At 61.7% G+C, this 16,098-nt stretch carries 10 protein-coding genes and 2 pseudogenes; 4 read left to right on the top strand and 8 right to left on the bottom strand.

Going from position 1 to position 16,098, the window contains the following annotated elements:
- Positions 1 to 47: 47 nt before the first annotated feature.
- The gene (locus tag ACODTD_RS22435) at positions 48 to 704 is read left to right on the top strand and encodes a carboxymuconolactone decarboxylase family protein (protein WP_221614339.1); all 657 of its coding nucleotides are present in this window, start codon (positions 48 to 50) and stop codon (positions 702 to 704) included.
- A 148-nt stretch (positions 705 to 852) separates the two neighbouring features.
- On the opposite strand, the gene ACODTD_RS22430 is transcribed toward ACODTD_RS22435, so the two are convergent.
- On the bottom strand, positions 853 to 1,845 hold the full coding sequence (locus ACODTD_RS22430) for a diaminopimelate epimerase (protein ID WP_285354436.1): 993 nt from the start codon (positions 1,843 to 1,845) through the stop codon (positions 853 to 855).
- 136 nt (positions 1,846 to 1,981) lie between these two features.
- Here ACODTD_RS22430 and ACODTD_RS22425 point away from each other — a divergent pair, with 136 nt between their 5' ends.
- Positions 1,982 to 3,133: an MFS transporter gene (locus tag ACODTD_RS22425; protein WP_011335113.1), complete on the top strand. Its 1,152-nt coding sequence runs from the start codon at positions 1,982 to 1,984 to the stop codon at positions 3,131 to 3,133.
- A gap of 111 nt (positions 3,134 to 3,244) precedes the next feature.
- Complete coding sequence (locus ACODTD_RS22420) at positions 3,245 to 4,768, top strand: trypsin-like serine peptidase (protein WP_285354437.1); 1,524 nt, start codon at positions 3,245 to 3,247, stop codon at positions 4,766 to 4,768.
- Between the two features lie 69 nt (positions 4,769 to 4,837).
- Here the strand turns inward: ACODTD_RS22420 and ACODTD_RS22415 are convergent, their stop codons facing one another.
- The 4 genes from ACODTD_RS22415 to ACODTD_RS22400 form a co-directional block, all read right to left on the bottom strand.
- Positions 4,838 to 7,261, bottom strand: a complete 2,424-nt coding sequence (locus ACODTD_RS22415; protein ID WP_201819961.1) for a TonB-dependent siderophore receptor — start codon at positions 7,259 to 7,261, stop codon at positions 4,838 to 4,840.
- A 98-nt stretch (positions 7,262 to 7,359) separates the two neighbouring features.
- Entirely contained in the window at positions 7,360 to 8,343 is a 984-nt protein-coding gene (locus ACODTD_RS22410) for a FecR family protein (protein WP_201819958.1), read from the bottom strand.
- 40 nt (positions 8,344 to 8,383) lie between these two features.
- Complete coding sequence (locus ACODTD_RS22405) at positions 8,384 to 8,884, bottom strand: sigma-70 family RNA polymerase sigma factor (RefSeq protein WP_011335117.1); 501 nt, start codon at positions 8,882 to 8,884, stop codon at positions 8,384 to 8,386.
- A gap of 109 nt (positions 8,885 to 8,993) precedes the next feature.
- Positions 8,994 to 9,707, bottom strand: coding sequence for a class I SAM-dependent methyltransferase (locus ACODTD_RS22400; RefSeq protein ID WP_201819954.1), 714 nt, complete (start codon positions 9,705 to 9,707; stop codon positions 8,994 to 8,996).
- Positions 9,708 to 10,045: 338 nt separating this feature from the next.
- Here ACODTD_RS22400 and ACODTD_RS22395 point away from each other — a divergent pair.
- Positions 10,046 to 10,243 (top strand): annotated as a pseudogene (locus ACODTD_RS22395) (helix-turn-helix domain-containing protein); the annotation flags it as partial.
- Between the two features lie 101 nt (positions 10,244 to 10,344).
- On the opposite strand, the gene ACODTD_RS22390 reads toward ACODTD_RS22395, so the two are convergent.
- The 3 genes and pseudogenes from ACODTD_RS22390 to ACODTD_RS22380 form a co-directional block, all read right to left on the bottom strand.
- Entirely contained in the window at positions 10,345 to 10,725 is a 381-nt protein-coding gene (locus ACODTD_RS22390; protein WP_011335120.1) for a hypothetical protein, read from the bottom strand.
- A gap of 220 nt (positions 10,726 to 10,945) precedes the next feature.
- Positions 10,946 to 11,359 (bottom strand): annotated as a pseudogene (locus ACODTD_RS22385) (class II aldolase/adducin family protein); the annotation flags it as partial.
- A 176-nt stretch (positions 11,360 to 11,535) separates the two neighbouring features.
- On the bottom strand, positions 11,536 to 16,005 hold the full coding sequence (locus ACODTD_RS22380; protein WP_489105224.1) for a hemagglutinin repeat-containing protein: 4,470 nt from the start codon (positions 16,003 to 16,005) through the stop codon (positions 11,536 to 11,538).
- Between the last annotated feature and the right edge of the window lie 93 nt (positions 16,006 to 16,098).

Genomic DNA, 16,098 nt, shown 5'->3' with positions numbered 1-16,098 from the left:
CGCGCTGTTGCTCCGCTGCCATCCTCATTGATCCGTGAGGACGCGACATGAATCAAAAGACCACTTCCGATCCCATGGCCACGCTTTACCAGGAAGGCCGCCACACGTTTGTCGAACTCGTACCCGATGGCGGGGCCAGGCTCGACGCCTTGTTCCATACCGTTCCCGCATTGGGCCAACTGGCCGTCGGCGTGGTGTACGGACATTTACACTCGCGGCCTGGTCTTGATCCGCGATTGCGCGAAGCGGTGTCCCTTGCCGCCATTGTCGCCTCGGGCATGGTCGGACCTCCGCTGAGCGTGCACCTCAAAACCGGCCTGGCATCGGGCCTCGCACCGGGTGAATTGACTGAAATACTGCTGCAGGCTTCGGCCTTCGCCGGTTTCCCCCGAGCGGTCAGTGCGGCGGAGCAACTCAATCATCTGTTTGCAGAAGCGGGCCTTGAATCACCACCGCCCCCCACCCCGAGAGAAGTCACTTCGAGATTTTGCGCAGACGTTCGCGCGGGCCATCCACCGATTCCGCTGAGTGCCGCAGTGAAACGCCAGTTACGTCAGGCGGACCGTTTGGCGCTGCAAGCCTGCACAGCGCAGGCTGTAATCGTCGAGTGTTTTCAAAGCCCCGAGACGCAACCCAGAGCCCTGCTGTATGCGACGGTGGTCGATGACACTGTTGTCGCCGTAAAACTGTTCAAGGCCCAATGAGCGGTTTCATGGTTATGGAACGGGTCGGTTTTATCGCAAAACGATAGCGTCGACCTGTCAGATCTGACAGGCGACAAGCGCTGCGCGCAGGCCCACAGTAAGCCCCAAGGGATCCATCGTTCCCGGGGGGACGATCATGAAAGGGACTTCACCTTTTTGTCCGATGCGCGGTGCCGAACAGACGCACGCCGAGCAGCTCGCCATCGCGCTCTTCCAGTAAAATCGGCGCCGTACCGCCCGGCATCAGCACTTGCACCTCTCCCGCCGACACCCAACCCACTCGCCACGCAGCGCTGGCCACCGCGCTGGCGCTGGTGCCCGAAGACGCCGTCGGCCCCTCGCCCCGTTCGAACACCCGCGCCACAATGCGCTGATCCCCGGCGCGCGTCGCCCATTGCAGGTTGACCCCGGCCGGGCACGGCTGGCCGGCGCCGGTGGGCATGGCGTAGGCGATGGCCGTCAGATTGTCCGTCAGCGGCGGTTCAAGCATCTGCGCGTTGCTCGGCAATGCGGCTTCATCCCGCACCAGCGTCACGCAATGTGGATTACCGATCCGCACGAACTGGCTGTGCGCCCAGGCGGGATCGAGTTGCGCCAACGGCCGAACACGGTTGACCTCCACACCGTTGAACGGCACCGGTTCAACCCCGAGCGCACCGACGGCTACCGGGCCGAAACCGGGCTGGCCGAGGTCCAGCCAAAAGCCGTGCACGCCCGCTACTTGCGCCGGTTTCACCGAGGTTGGCACTGGCGATTGCGAGTCCTGTTTGTCGTGATGCACCCGCAGCGTCGCCCCTTCCTCCGGCATCAACCCTTGTTCAAGCAGCGCCCGGGAGAAAATCGTCAGGCCGTTGCCGCTGCGCTCGGCCAGCGTGCCGTCGGTGTTGACGATCAGCAGGTCGAAGGGGGGCGCGGATTGAAACGGGCCGATCAACAGGCCATCGCTGCGATGGGATTTGCTGCCGACGGGACGTTGACCGTCGGGCCAATCGCAACACTGCGCGATGGCTGCGGTACTCCACGTCTGGCGCGACGACGCGCACTGCGCCGCGCTGGTCGGTAAATCGATACCGGCATCGCGTAGCACTCGCGGCGAAACGACCCCGTAGATATTGCCCCGTGCATCGTAGAACTGCGTCATGAACCCGCCCTTGTTTTTCCCGTCGACAGGGACGCCACTGTAAATCGCAACGCCCTGCCGACGCGAGCGGGCTCGCTCCATCGAAAGAGCTGTGCAAGGATGTCCGCTGCTGAAACGTTTTTTGCCAAGGATCGTTATGACCAGCCTCACCCCTCAAGACACGTTCGTTCCCGGACGCCTCGAACAGATGTCCACGCGCATCGCCTTCTTCATCGCCGGGCTCGGCATCGCCGCGTGGGCGCCGCTGGTGCCGTACGCCAAGGCGCGCGCCGGGCTCGATGAAGGGACGCTGGGGTTGCTGTTGCTGTGCCTGGGCGTCGGTTCGATTCTGGCAATGCCGCTGGCGGGGATTCTGGCCACCCGGTTCGGCTGTCGGAAGGTGGCCACCGGCGGCACGCTGCTGATCTGCGCGGCGTTGCCGTTGCTGGCGACGGTGTCGTCGATTCCGGCGTTGATTGCCACGTTGTTCATGTTCGGCGCCGGGCTCGGTACGGTGGATTCGACGGTGAACCTGCAAGCGGTGATCGTCGAGCGGGCCAGCGGCAAGAACATGATGTCGGGGTTCCACGGCCTGTTCAGCCTCGGCGGGATCGTCGGTGCAGCGGGCGTGAGCGCCCTGCTCGGTCTCGGGCTGTCGCCATTGGCGGCGATGCTGGTGGTGGTCGTGGTGTTGATCGCGGCGCTGTTCAAGGCGGTGCCGCACATGTTGCCTTACGGCAGTGAAAGCTCGGGGCCGGCGTTCGCGGTGCCCCACGGGATCGTGCTGTTCATCGGCGGCATGTGCTTCATCGTGTTCCTCACCGAAGGCGCGGCGCTGGACTGGAGCGCGGTGTTTCTGGCGCAGGAACGCGGGATCGATACGGCGTATGCAGGGCTGGGTTATGCCGCGTTCGCGCTGACGATGACTGCGGGCCGCTTGACCGGTGACCGGATCGTTCGCGCATTGGGCGCAACCCGGATCATTCTGTTCGGTGGCCTGCTGGCGGCGGCGGGTTTGTTTCTGGCGACATTCGCCCCGAGCTGGGAAGCCGCACTGGTCGGTTATGCACTGGTCGGTGCCGGGTGTTCGAACATCGTGCCGGTGCTGTACACGGCGGTGGGCAAGCAGACGGTGATGCCGGAAAGCATCGCCGTGCCGGCAATCACTACGCTGGGTTATGCGGGGATTCTGGCGGGGCCGGCGGTGATCGGGTTTGTCGCCCATGCCAGCAGTCTGAGTTTCGCCTTCGGGTTGATGGCGACGTTGCTGGTGGCGGTGGCGATTGGCGGCAAAGCGCTCAAGGTCTGAGCCGACAAACATCAAGCGGCCGATGTTGGCTGAACTGACTGTCAGATCTGACAGTAGACACCGGTAGCCTGGGATTCCAGCATGAGAGGAACCCTTACTGGTGTTGAAACCATGAAACCTCCTATCGCGCATCAGTCCATTGCCTTGACGTTCCTCATCGCCCTGAGCGGTTGCACCACGCTCGACGGTGCGGCCACTCAGGATTGGGGAGAAGGCGCAGTCAACCTCTCCCCTGCCGAAATTCTGAACAACGCAGCCGGGCGCTACGATCACTGGCAAGCCATTGCTCGCGTCAAGGTTGAAGGCAGTTCTGTCTGCTCGGGCAGCCTGATCGATACCCGAGGCTCAAACGATGACCGCAGTGGCCCGGCCTACGTCCTGACGTCAGGACATTGCGCAAAAGGTGACGCTAACCGGTACGTCGAAAACGCCCCGGCGTCCGGTCTCGTTACCTTCAACTTTTTCCAGGACACCCAGTCCCAACAAAAGCGCTACCCGATCGTTGGAATCGAGTGGAGCACCCTGCGAGGTCTCGACATTGCAATTCTCAGGCTCGATCGCACACTCAACCAATTGATGACCGATGGCATCACGCCGCTCAAAGTGGCGTCGCAACCGCTGACTGTCGACAGTGATGTGCTGGTGGTTGGCGCACCGATGGATGGCCATGTGCAACGCGCCGCCTGCCCTCAGGAGCACCGCGCGGATGTTTTCGAAGCGGGTTGGGCATGGCCCGGACAATTCAGCAACCGTTGCCGGGAGGTACGGCCCGGCATTTCGGGTTCACCTGTCTTGAATCGGTACAGCAATGAAATCGTGGCGATCGTCGGCACCACAACGCAAGGCAGCGGGCTCTCACGTTGCACTCGCAACGCCCCGTGCGAAGTCAACAAAGGGGAATCGATAAAAATACCGGAGACCAACTACGCCACCGGAGCAGCGCAGCTGAACCAGTGTTTTACAGCCACTCATTTCAACCCGAAAAACCCGGAGTGCCCATTGGGCCGCGCGACAAATTTCGATCCCATATTTGGTGACGTCTATATGAGGTTGGTCCGTGGCGCGAATGGGGAATTCATCCCTTTGCAATGGAAGCAATCGTTCACCAGCGATCAACCGTTCTATCGGGTAAGGCTTGTAAAGACATTGGCCGACTGTGCGTCGGACGTCGGTTACGATCCGGTACAACCGAGCCATGGAGACGATTCAGACAGTTCGACTCAGACGCTGCGCGATGGACCGGGTCTGTATTTCCTGTGTGTGGTCGGGCAACAACATAATGCAGGGCCCGGGGAAAGATGGGCCGGCCGCAATGCAAGAATCTATTACCGCTGGGCTCTGGCAGAACCCGTCAAAACGCCGCCTGCCTACAGCGCATTTGAAAGTGCAAAGGATGAGTTCACCGTACAACCGCTCGGGATAACGCCGGATCTGGACGTCAGTCGCTACCAATACAAAAGTGGTGAACCAGAAATGGTCGACTGCCAAAGCAGTGAGGGTTACAAGTCGGTCAGGCCGCCGCTGCTGGACTTTAAGGTTTCGGTGGGGGACGGCCCGAAAAAAGTCTGCCTCAAGACCACAGACATGGCAGGCAATCCCTCTCCAATTAGTGATTTTGCGTTGCCCAGTCAGTGATGACCGGCAACTGGCTCGTTCAAACCTAATGAAAAACAGGCGGTTGTCACCAGCCGCCTGCCCTGCCAATCAGAAACCGACGCTGGCCTGCACGAAGAAAGTCCGTGGCGTGCCCACGTAGATCCCCGAGTTGTTGTCGCTGGAGCGGGTGAAGTACTGCTTGTCGAAGATGTTTTTCACCCCGGCGCCGAGCTTCAGGTTCGACAGCTGCGAACCGAAGTCATAGCCGCCGCGCAAGTTCCAGGTCACGTAGCCCGGAATGTCGCCGTACTGCCCGTCCGCCGTGCCTTCGGTGATGTAATTGCCATTGAAGCTGCCATCAGCATTCACGCCGGTGCCAGGCGAGCGCTGTTTGGACTGGGCGAAGCCGTCGATGTTGTAGGTCCAGCGGTTGATGTCGTAACGCAGGCCGACGGTCGCCACCTGACGCGAGTAGAACGGCAGGTCGCGGCCCTTGAAGCCCGGGATCTCGCCTTCGTAGGTCGCGCGGGTGTAAGTGAAACCGGCGTTGGCGGTCAGGCCATCAAGGCGCGGGTCAAGCGCCGCCATGTCGTAGTGCACCGACGCTTCGATACCCTGGTGCTTGGTCGCGCCGAGGTTGGTCCAGCCCACGTCGTTGCTGATGTATTGCAGTTCGTCATCGAAGTCGATGTAGAACAGCGTCACTTCCCCGCCCCACACGTCATCGTTGTAGCGCGTGCCGATTTCGTAGGTCTTGGCTTTCTCCGGCTCCAGACCATTGGCGGTCTGGTCACCCGAGCCGCCCTGACCGAGCTGGAAGTACTGCAGGCTGCCGAACGATGTCTCGTAGTTGGCGAACAGCTTCCACGCATCGGACAGGTGATACATGACGCTCAGGGCCGGCAGCGGCTCGTTGCTTTCGATGCTGCGGTTTTTTTCCGGCACGCGTTTGCCGGCGGTGTCGAGCACGGCGCGATCATGCCAGTCGGTGCTGATGTGTTCGAAGCGAATGCCCGGAGTCACGGTCCAGTTGCCGACGTCGATCTTGTTGTCGATGTACACCGAGTTGGCCTCGGTGCCACCGGTGCGGTCCTGGAACACATGACCATCGGAGGTCTTGGTGACCACTGGCACATTGTTGACCAGCGCCAGACGGCTCGATTGCTCGTGCATCGCCTCTTTCAGATAACGGTAACCGACGCTGACTTCTTGGGTGGTCGGGCCGACGTCGAACACACGCGAGACACGCGGCTCGATGCCCAGCGTGTAGTAGGAACGCGGGAACGAGCTGAGGGTTTTCTGATCGCGGGCGGCGATGGTGCTGCCGCGAAAGCTGTCGGAGTAATAGGTCAGCACTTCTGCCTGAGTACGCTCGTCGATCTGCCGGATCCACTTGAACGACACGTCCTTGCGGCGGCCGCTGAAGCCGTCGTAGTCGCGGTCGGACTGGAACGGTTTGTCGTCGTACTGCTTCTGCGTCAGGCCGCCGGGCATGTCGGCACTGGCGTCGTAGTAGTGAAAGTTGAGGCTGAAATCGTCCTGATCGGTCGGTGCCCAGTGGGTCTTGAGGATCACGTCGTCGATGTCGTTGCCGTTGTTGCGCTCGCGGTAACCGTTGCCGTTGACGCCCGAATACAACAGCGCCATGCCGATGCCATTGTCGGCGGTGCCGCCGAGGAACGCGGTGTCGATGTGTTTCCAGCCACCGTGCTGCGAGGTTTCCAGGGTGGTGCCGATTTCACCGGTGGTTTTTTCCGGAATCGCGCGGGTCACGAAGTTGATCACGCCGCCGACGTTTTGCGGCCCGTAACGCACGGAGCCGGCACCACGGACCACGTCGATGCTGTCGAGGTTGCCGGAAGAAATCGGCGCCATCGACAGTTGTGGCTGACCGTACGGGGCGAACGCGGCCGGCACGCCGTCGATCAATACGGTGGAGCGTGGCGACAGACGCGACGTCAAACCCCGCACGCCGACGTTCAGCGAAATATCGCTGCCGCCGGTGCCGTTGGCTTCCTGCACCTGCACGCCCGGCACGCGGCGCAGCACGTCGCCGACGTTCATCGCGCCCTGCTCGACCATCGCTTCGCGACGGATCACCGTGCGCGCGCCGGGGTGGTTCTGCACCACGGCGGCGTCGGCGTCGCCGAGCCAGTCGCCGACAACCTTGATGTCGGTCACGCCCAACTCCAGCGGGCCGTTGGCGGCGGAAGTCGGGGCCGGGGACAAGGTCACCGAGCCTTCATTGATCTGATAATCCAGACCGCTGCCTTGCAGCAATTGGCGCAGGGCCTGCTCCGGAGAAAGATTGCCGTCCACCGCCGGGGCCTGTTTGCCGGCAACCAGGTCCGGGCTGAAAAACACCTGCAACGACGTTTGCTGGCCCAGTTCGCTCAGGGCCTGGCCCAACGGCTGTGCGCGGATGTGAATGGCTTCGGCGGCGAAGGCCATCGGCACGGCGGCGTTGACCGCCAGCGCAAGCGCCAGCGGCAACCAAGGGGATTTTTTGTTTTTGGCGGTGGAGTTTTTCACGTCGAACGGAGTCCTGTGGATCGCAAGAGTATGCGGCTGTTAATGCAAACCAGTTGCAGTTGAACAGGAAGACGACGAACTCGAAAAAAACCTGAATTTTATTTTGAAATTATTTCCTGGCTGCCGTCGGCAAGGGTGCGCACGGCCACCGGAAGGATGCTCGGCAACGCCTTGAGCAAGGCCTCAGTGTTGTCGGATTTGAACACGCTGGTCAGGCGCAAATTGGCCACGGCCGGGTTGGCGACTTTCAGCGGCTTGTCGCGATAACGCGACACTTCCTCGGCCACTTCGCTGAGGCTGGCGTTGTTGAACACCAGTTTGCCGCTGCGCCAGGCCGTCAGTTCCGCCGGGTTGACCGCGTAGGCTGGCGCCACTTTGCCTTGGGCATCGATCCGCGTGCCGAGGCCGGCAGTGAGGCTGATGAAATCGGCATCGGCCGCATCACGGCCCTGCACCTTGACCGTGCCCTGCTCCACCGCGACCCGGGTCTGGGTCACGTCGCGCCGCACATCGAAACGGGTGCCGGTGACCGTGACCTTGCCGCTGCCGGCCTCGACCACGAACGGGCGGGACGTATCGTGCTCGACGCTGAACATCGCTTCGCCTTCGGTCAGCTCGATGAGCCGCCGATCCTTTTCGAAACGCACCTGCAAACGGCTGCGGCTGTTGAGGTCGATCATCGAGCCGTCCGGCAGCGCCACATGCTTGCGCTCGCCCAACGCGGTGGCGAATTCGGCGCTGTAACCTTGCGGATGATTCAAGCCGCTGAACAGCCCGAGCCCGAGCGCCACCGTGACCACGCTGGCCGCCACGGCATAACGCAACAGCGGACGGCGTTCGCGCCGCGCCGGCGGGGTTTCGCACAAAGCTTTAAGCCGTGGCGCCGGCAGCAGATCCGCCGCTGACCACAAGCCTTGCAGTAACTGGAATTCGTCACGGTGCTGGGGATGTTCGTTCAGCCACGCATCGAAGCGCTGCTGTTCGTCGGCACTGACGGCCGGCTCCTGCAAACGCACAAACCAGCGTGCCGCGTCATCGCGCACCGTTGTTTGCCCGCACGCGCAATCACGAGTATCCATCATGGAATGTCCTGTTTGGCTGGGGATGAAAAGACGCCACGGCTCATGATTGCGCCCCGTCCAGGCGATCACGCAGATGCCGCAGGGTGCGGATCATATACTTTTCCACCATGTTCCTGGACAGGCCCAGGCGTTCGGCGATTTCCGCCTGGGTCAGGCCTTCGATCTTCTGCCAGACGAAGATTCGTCGGCAGTTGACCGGCAGCTCCGTGAGCGCACGTTCGATGGAATCGGCCAGCTGGATCGCATGCATGTAATGCTCCGGGTCGCCGGTCGGCGACTCACTGAGATCGATCGCCTCCGACTCCATGGCGCCCCGCCGGTCCTCACGCCGATAGCCGTCCACCGCAATGTTGCGCGCGGTCTGGTGCAAATACGCCCGAGGTTGCTGCACCGCCGACGAATCGGATTCGAGCACCCGCACAAAGGTGTCGTGCGCCAGATCCTCGGCCTGCGAGCGATTGCGCAGGCGACGGGTCCAGGTGCCGATCAACTCTTCGTAATGCTCGAGAAAGCCGGGTCTGCGGGGCAGCATGGGGATCATTGCGGCGTGCTGAGGAAAGGGGCGTGAATAGTAATGCTTCCTATTAAGGCGAAGCAATGGATTCCTCGGGTGTGCCGACGAAGCTGTTTTCCTCTATCCCTTCGGCGCTCTAATTCGCGGCAATCCCTGCCTTGCGTGGGCAGAACCACCCATGCATCAAACCCGCCTGAAAGAACTGGATCGGTGTCTCGAACCCGGCCGACTCGATCAGACCGGCGACCTGCGGCGCCGGCAGAATCGCCACATCCCGGGCATAGGCCGAACGCGCTCGCTCGAGCATCTCCACTGGCACCTGGGCCGATGCCATCAGCGTCATCCAGTGACGCAGCAATGCTTCATAGGCCGGTGATTCGGTATCCGAGGCGAGATCAGCGTTAGCCAGAATTCCACCCGGCACCAGACGACGGGCAATCTCATGGAAAAAGCCGATACGCACCTGAGGGTCGAGCAAAAACTGCGACACCAGAAAACAGGTCGCGCCGTCGTAACCGGATTCATCCGTCAGCGTATCGAGGTAGCCTTCGTGAAACCGGCAGCGGTCAATGAAACCACCCTCTTTCGCTCGCTTACGGCACACGTCGAGCATGGCGCCCGAAGGGTCGACTGCAGTGAATCGCCAGCCGGGAAACTGCTGCGCCAGATGGGCCATTTCCACACCGGTGCCCACGCCAACGCAGAGTATCCGGGCATTCTCCGGCAGGCCCGCAAACACCGAATCCAGCAGCAAATACAGGGCATCACGAAGCGGCGCCATGCCGCTCCACTGTTTGTCATAGACGGCGGACTGCTGGTCGAACAAGGCCTTGAGTGCTTGATTGTCCATGGAAAACCTTCCTCTGCATCATGATCGAATGCTCCGCGCAGATCGCGGCGAAGTTTCATTATCGCAGGGCTGTCAAGGCTCTCGCGTGAAGCAGGCGATTGATCATTCCGCCCATCGACTGGTCGCAATCCATCAACCCCACACCCGTTCCGCACGGTACGCCGCGTTGCAAGTGGATAAAGAATTTCGAGCTGGCACAGTTCAACATTTCCCAAGTGCGCACCGAAGAACTCGGCGGCTTCATCTACTTCAACCTCGACCCGAATGCACTGTCGCCGCGGGATCTGTACCCTGGGGTCGATGAGGAAATACGCCGCGTGTTTCCGGATCTGGCCGACATGCGCCTGATTCGGGCACACAACCTGTTGCAACAGACACAGATGAGCGTGGCCCAGGTGGCGGCGTGTTCAGGGTTTGGCTCACTGGAGCATTTCTCCCGCACTTACCGCGCGCGGTTTGGTTGCCCGCCGAGTGAGGATCGGCGTCAGGCGTGGAGCGCGCCGGTGATGCGCCAGCCGCTGGGCAAGGCACCTTGAAACGAAGAGCGGCCGTTCACCCGAGACGTTGCGCAAGCTTTTGGCAAAAAAATGCCTACCACAGGCAGGCACTGTTGAAACTCGAACGTTCAGCTGTGCGTTCAGACTTCGTCGCACGATTGACCAATTGAGTTCAATAACCGGACCGCTACCAACGCATTGTTCCCACCACCGCCATTGATCGTGTAGTCAACGCGAGCCGAGCCGTTTTGAATGGGTTTGATATTTGCGAGCCAGTCACCGATGGTTTTTTCCAACCCGTTGTCGACGTCATTCTGGGTAATAAAATGATTCAGCGATGTCTGAGTGCCGGGGATGGGTACTGAGCCACCTGGATCACTGTATCCCTGCAATGTGATTGTCAGCACACCACCGATTTGCGCACCGGTAAGTGGTCCAATTTTTACCTTGATGCCGTTCATTGGGTCAGAACGGCAAATGATCGCACCGTTAAATGCGCCTGGAAAAGTAATGTTGCTCATTTTCAGTTCCCTGAATTGATTGGCTCAATGTCAGCGCAGGTTCAATCGGAACCACGCGCCTCAAGCCAATCGTCGTCCCTTATCAGCTTTTTGCACACTGTCAGAACTGACAGTCATTCAAGACCCATTCGCTATAACAATTTGTTCTTTCCAGCCAAACTCAGTTTCACTGTGGCACGAATCCGCGCGGATTTTAGATCGGCTATCCGAGAACTCAGCGCTAATTCAGCTGGCGGTAGACCGGTTCCTCTTCGTCGAGGATTTCCATCAATGCGTTGAAATGCTTATCCGTAACCCCCGGATACTCCAGCCATTGCCGACACGTCTTGCGCGCCACTTCATCGCTGGCCACGTGCAACTCGCGCCCGGTCGCCAGTGCGGTGATGTACACCTCGCAAGCCCGCTCGAAGTAATACAGATCATCAAACGCCTGGGCCACGCTCGGTGCCGCGACCAACAAGCCGTGATTGCCCATCAGCAGGATCGGCTTGTCACCGAGCAGCCTGCTCCCCCGCTCCGCTTCTTCCCCAAGGCCCATGCCGTCAAAGCCGTCATCAATCGCCATCCGCTCGAAAAACCGCATGCTGTTCTGCTCGATCGGTGGCAGCCGCGAGTCCTTCAGGCAGGCCAGCTGGATTCTCAGGTGTTCGACGTTGTCGTGCATGGCGCGGCCTCCCGGTTTCACCCGAGTGTAGAGCGCGTGTTTTCATCGACTTGACGGGAAACGACAGTGGCTGCCGTTTTGAGCGGGGCATCCATCCAGAAACGGGAGCGAGCAGGCTCGCTCCCGCCGGTTTCACTGACGGTGAATCAGCCTTTTTCGTCGATCCCCGCTTGCAGCGGCTGACTGTCCAGATGACCGCTCAGGGTCACCGGACCAACTTTCAGGTTGCCGTTTTCAAGGGACACCTTCGGTGCGTTTTCTTCGGTTTTGTGTGGCAGGTCGAGGCCGGCTTCTACGCCGTAGTCGAGGTTGCTCAGATCGCTGCTGCTGACCTTCGAACCACCCAGATCGACCTTGCCTTCGGTGGCGGAAATCCGCGCGCCGGTCAGTTGGGTAGCGCCGCCGACCGTGAGATTCACACCCTGGCTACCGCTGATACCGGAAGCCTGTTTCACACTGTCCTTGTGCGCGTATTCGCCATCGACTTTCAGCGTTGGCTTGTAGTCGGTGCCAGCCAGTTTGCCCTTGTCGTCGGCCGGGGTCTTCTTGGCGGTCAGGCCCAGATCCACATCGACCTTGGCGTGAGAGCTGGAGTCCTGAAGGCTCTCAACCGACAGATCACCGGCCACTTTGCCGCTGACATTGCGCGCATCAATCCGCGCACCGTTCAGGCTCGCATCACCGCCACTGTTCAACACCACCGTGTCGGCCTTGATCTGGCTGTTCTGCTGAGTGGTGCCTTGCAGGTAATCCACGCCCACCTTGGCCCCGGCACTGAAGCCGTGATCGCTGCTGACTTTTTCATCGGCGGCGGTCGGTGTGCTTTTGCTCAGATTGCCACCGGCATTCAACGCGACGTTCCAGTTGTTGCGGTTGTCGGTGGACTGCGCGGACTCCTGAACGAAACCACCCTTCTGCGCGTCGATGCTGACGTTTGGCGCGCTGACCTGAGTGCCTTGCAGGTGCACCGAATCGCCGCTCAAGGCGATGCCGTTCTGGCTGTTGAGCTGGCCACCGCTGAGGGTCTGGGTGTTTTCGTTGACCCGACCGATCTTGAAGTTGCCGCTAAGGTTGCCGCCCTGATCGCGGCTCTTCTCGCTGCTGGTTTTGCTGCCGCCGGCGTTCAGGCCGCCGCCAAGATTGCTGCCGGTGGCGACGTGCGAATCGGTAGCTGCTTGCAGGTCGAGTTTGCCGCCAGCCTTCAGATCGATTGCGCCAGCACTGTCGATCTTCGTGCCCTGCTGAACCTGATTGCCGCCGCTGCTCAATCGCACCGGACCGTTGCCGCTGAGGCTGGCGACGTGGGCCTGGCTGTCGGTGGTCTGGTGGCCTTTGTGATCGAGCTGGAACCCGGCGCCGAGATCGATGTTGGTGCCGTCAGTGCCCGGCAAGGTGCCGACGGTCAACGAGCCGTTGCCACGCAGGCTGGAGCTGTCGCTGCTCTGCCGGTCGTTGGCCTGATTCAGGGCCAGATCACCGCCGGTCTTGACGCTGACACCGCCCTGCCCGCCGTCGAAACGGCTGCCTTCGAACTGTGCATCGCCGCCGACATGGATGTTCACGCCCTGGTTGCCAGCGTAACCGCCGACCACCGCGGTGGAGCTGTCCTTGCTCGACTGGCTGCTGCCACCCGCGCCGCTGCCGGCCACGTTCACGTCTTCACCGGTCTTGGTGTAGACGCGCACATCGACCTTGGCATCCACCGATTTTTCGGTGCTGCTGTGGGTGTTGTTCGCCGCATCGGCCACCAGTTTGTCGGCGCTGATATTCACTTTGCCGGCGCTGGCGTTGTACTGGGTGCCCTGGTCGCGCAGCGCGCCGCCGACCTTCACGTCCACGGTCTGGCCGTCGAACCGGCTGACCACCGCGTTGCTGCCCTGCTCGGTTTTATCGGCGCTGGCATGACCGATTGCCACGTCAATACCGACGTTCGGCTGACCGAGATTGGCCAGTGCGTCCTTGTCCGGCACTTTGCCGTCGAGTACTTCTTTCACCGCGCCGGCAATCGGCCGGGCGATGTCTTTGTACTCGACGTTGGCGCCGATGTCCGCCGACCAGTTGCTTTCCTTGTGAGTGCTGCTTTCGGTGTTGCTGGCGGCACGGTTGTCCACTTCGTTGGCGGCGACGTTCAGACCGTTGCCGGCCTTGAGTTGCGCGCCTTCGGTGGCGAGTTTGTCAGCGTTGATGTTCAGGCTGCCGCTGCTCTGCACGCCGGTGGTTTGCGCAGTAGTTTTAGCGGTGGTGTCTTGAGAAGTGCTGTGCGAGAAGTCCACACCGCTGCCCGCGCGGTCAAGGCCGCCGGTGTAGTAGAAACCGCCGCCGGTGCTGCGGGTTTCGGTCGAGGTGCTGTGGCTGTCCTGCTCGGCCAGCAGCGAGACGTTCTTGCCGCTCAGGGTGGTGTCGCCGGTGGTGGATTTCACCTCGGCGCCCTTGAGCGTCACGTCGCCGCCCGCCTTCACTTGCACGCTGCCGCCGCTGAGGCTGGAACCCTGCTGCGTGACGTCGTTGGCGGTGACGGTTTGCGCCTTGTCTTGGTAATGCACGCCGGCGCGATACTGCTCCGCCGTTTGCTCCTTGGCGTAGGCGTCGAAGCCACGGGTCTGCGTGCTGTTGCTGCTGTCGTGGGTGTTCTGCGTCGAATGCACCTCCACATCACCCGCCGCATCTGCCGTCAGCGAACCGCCGGCCTTGACCGTGGAACCGGCGACTTCGATGTCCTTGGCGCTCTTGAGCTTGAGGTTGCTGTCGGAAGCCAGCTCGCTGCGCACCGTGGTGCTGTCCTTGCTGTTCTGCCGGGACTCGTCCTTGGTGATGCCGAAGAACTTGCTGTCCTTGTCGTGGTTGTTGCTGTGCGAGGTGTCCTGCACGCCGTCGATGGTCAGCGAGCCGTTGTCGCTGATCACGCTCGCGTCCTTGGCGCCGCGCACCTGGCTGCCGCTGATGCGCACGTCGTCAGCCTTGACCAGCAGTTTGCCGGCCGCGTTGATCTTGCTGCCCTGATGCTGGGTCTGGCCCTTGTCGGCGTCGCCGGTCTTGCCGAAGAAACCGCCGCCGACCAGATCACCGGAATAGCGGTTGTCGCTGCTGCGGTTGGTGCGGGTCGCGGTGGTGATTTCCACTTGTTTGCCGGCCAGTTGCAGATCGCCGGCGCTGTTCAGTTCAGCGCCTTCGGAGCGCAACAGTGCCGCGGTTTGCAGGGCAATGTTGCCGGCCTTCAGCTCGCTGGTGATACTGCGCTGCTCTTCGCTGCTGCTGTCCCAATCGGCTTTCCACAGGTGTTTGCGGTGTTTGCCCTGGTCGGTCTGGGTGTGGCTTTCAGTGGCAGCGGTCAGGCGCAGGTCGCCGCCGCTTTGCACGCTGAGGTTATTCTTCGCCTCGACCTTGGCGGCTTTCAGTTCGCTGTCTTTGCCGGACGACAGTTGCGCGTCGCGGCTGGCGACGATCTGGCTGCCGTGCTGGCGCGAATCGCTGTCGGTCTTGGTGCGTTCGTAGGTTTCCCAAGTGATGCCGATGGTGCTGTTGTTCCAGTTCTCGCGCTGCTCCTGGAGCTTGCGGCTTTCGACGGTGGTCAGGGTCAGGTTGCGTTTGGCCTCGACCTTCACGTCCCGACCGCTGACATCGGTGGCGGCCAGCGTCAGGTCCTTGCCGCTGTGCAGGCCGACGTCGCCCTGGCTGCTGCGAATGCCGGCGCGGGTTACGTCGAGGCTGTCCGGGATCGCCTGACCGCTGACGCTCAAGTCGCCAGCCGAACGAATCTGTACGCCGTCGCGTCCGGCGACTTGCACAGCGCCGACCTTCACGCCCGCGCCTTCTGCGGTGCTGACGATGTTGATGCGCCCGGCCTGCATCGCGCCGAACAGGCTGGCGTCGATCCGTTGATCGGTGGTGTTGCCCGCCGGGTCCACGGCTTTCACCTGGCCGCTGGCGTAGTCGATCTGATTGCGTCCGACGGTGAGGTTCAGTTGATCGCGTGCAGTGATCGCGCCCTGGCTGTCGATGCGCGGGGCGATCAGGTTGATCGAACCTTCGCCGCTACGCAGACCGCCGCCCTGAATCTGCAACTGGCCGGTGGCGTCGCGGGTGCTCAGGGCTTGCAGTTTGCCGTCGTTCAGCTCGGGACGGCCGACCAGCAGATTGGCGTTCGGCGTGTTGATGAAGCTGCCGCCGTTCACCGAAATGCCGTTCGGGTTGGCGAGTACGTAGTCGGCGGCGCGACCGAAGATTTCCTGGGCGCCGTTGATGGCCGACGGGTTGCGGCTGATCACTTCGTTGAGGATTACGCTCGCGGCCTGGCCCTGCAATTGCGGGTTGGCCGCCAGTTGCCCGGCGAGCTGCGATTGGCCGGCCTGCAAGGCGTTGTTCAACACCAGGCCCTGACGGTCGACGTTGTAGTCGAGGAACTGGTTATGCGACAGGCCCGAGCCGTTGGGCGCGACGATGTTGACGATCGGGACGCCGCCCTGGGTCTGCAATTGCGCGGTGCCGCCGGGGCCGGGCGCGACCACCACACCGCCGGCCATGGCGCCCGGCAGGTGAGCGACCAGAAACAGGCTGGCAATCGCCCAGCGCAGTTTGCCCCGTGGGGAAAGATGAAACGCAAAGGTATTCATTGGCATAAAAAACTCTCCATGTAGTGCGGCATCACGTTGCGCGTTAAGTTGAAGGCCACGGCTGTCGCGCTCAGGTCCGATGGCTGTTGTTCACTGACG

The organism is Pseudomonas sp. FG35 (genome assembly GCF_057809295.1).
The sequence above is the reverse complement of the archived record's forward strand: the minus strand, read 5'-3'. Positions and strand labels throughout refer to the sequence as shown.

What these genes read in the sequence shown, in the direction of transcription:
- ACODTD_RS22400 (WP_201819954.1), bottom strand. Translation starts at nt 9,707, where the DNA reads ATGGACAATCAAGCACTCAAGGCCTTGTTCGACCAGCAGTCCGCCGTC.
- ACODTD_RS22405 (WP_011335117.1), bottom strand. Translation starts at nt 8,884, where the DNA reads ATGATCCCCATGCTGCCCCGCAGACCCGGCTTTCTCGAGCATTACGAA.
- ACODTD_RS22380 (WP_489105224.1), bottom strand. Translation starts at nt 16,005, where the DNA reads ATGCCAATGAATACCTTTGCGTTTCATCTTTCCCCACGGGGCAAACTG.
- ACODTD_RS22435 (WP_221614339.1), top strand. Translation starts at nt 48, where the DNA reads ATGAATCAAAAGACCACTTCCGATCCCATGGCCACGCTTTACCAGGAA.
- ACODTD_RS22420 (WP_285354437.1), top strand. Translation starts at nt 3,245, where the DNA reads ATGAAACCTCCTATCGCGCATCAGTCCATTGCCTTGACGTTCCTCATC.
- ACODTD_RS22425 (WP_011335113.1), top strand. Translation starts at nt 1,982, where the DNA reads ATGACCAGCCTCACCCCTCAAGACACGTTCGTTCCCGGACGCCTCGAA.
- ACODTD_RS22390 (WP_011335120.1), bottom strand. Translation starts at nt 10,725, where the DNA reads ATGAGCAACATTACTTTTCCAGGCGCATTTAACGGTGCGATCATTTGC.
- ACODTD_RS22410 (WP_201819958.1), bottom strand. Translation starts at nt 8,343, where the DNA reads ATGATGGATACTCGTGATTGCGCGTGCGGGCAAACAACGGTGCGCGAT.
- ACODTD_RS22430 (WP_285354436.1), bottom strand. Translation starts at nt 1,845, where the DNA reads ATGACGCAGTTCTACGATGCACGGGGCAATATCTACGGGGTCGTTTCG.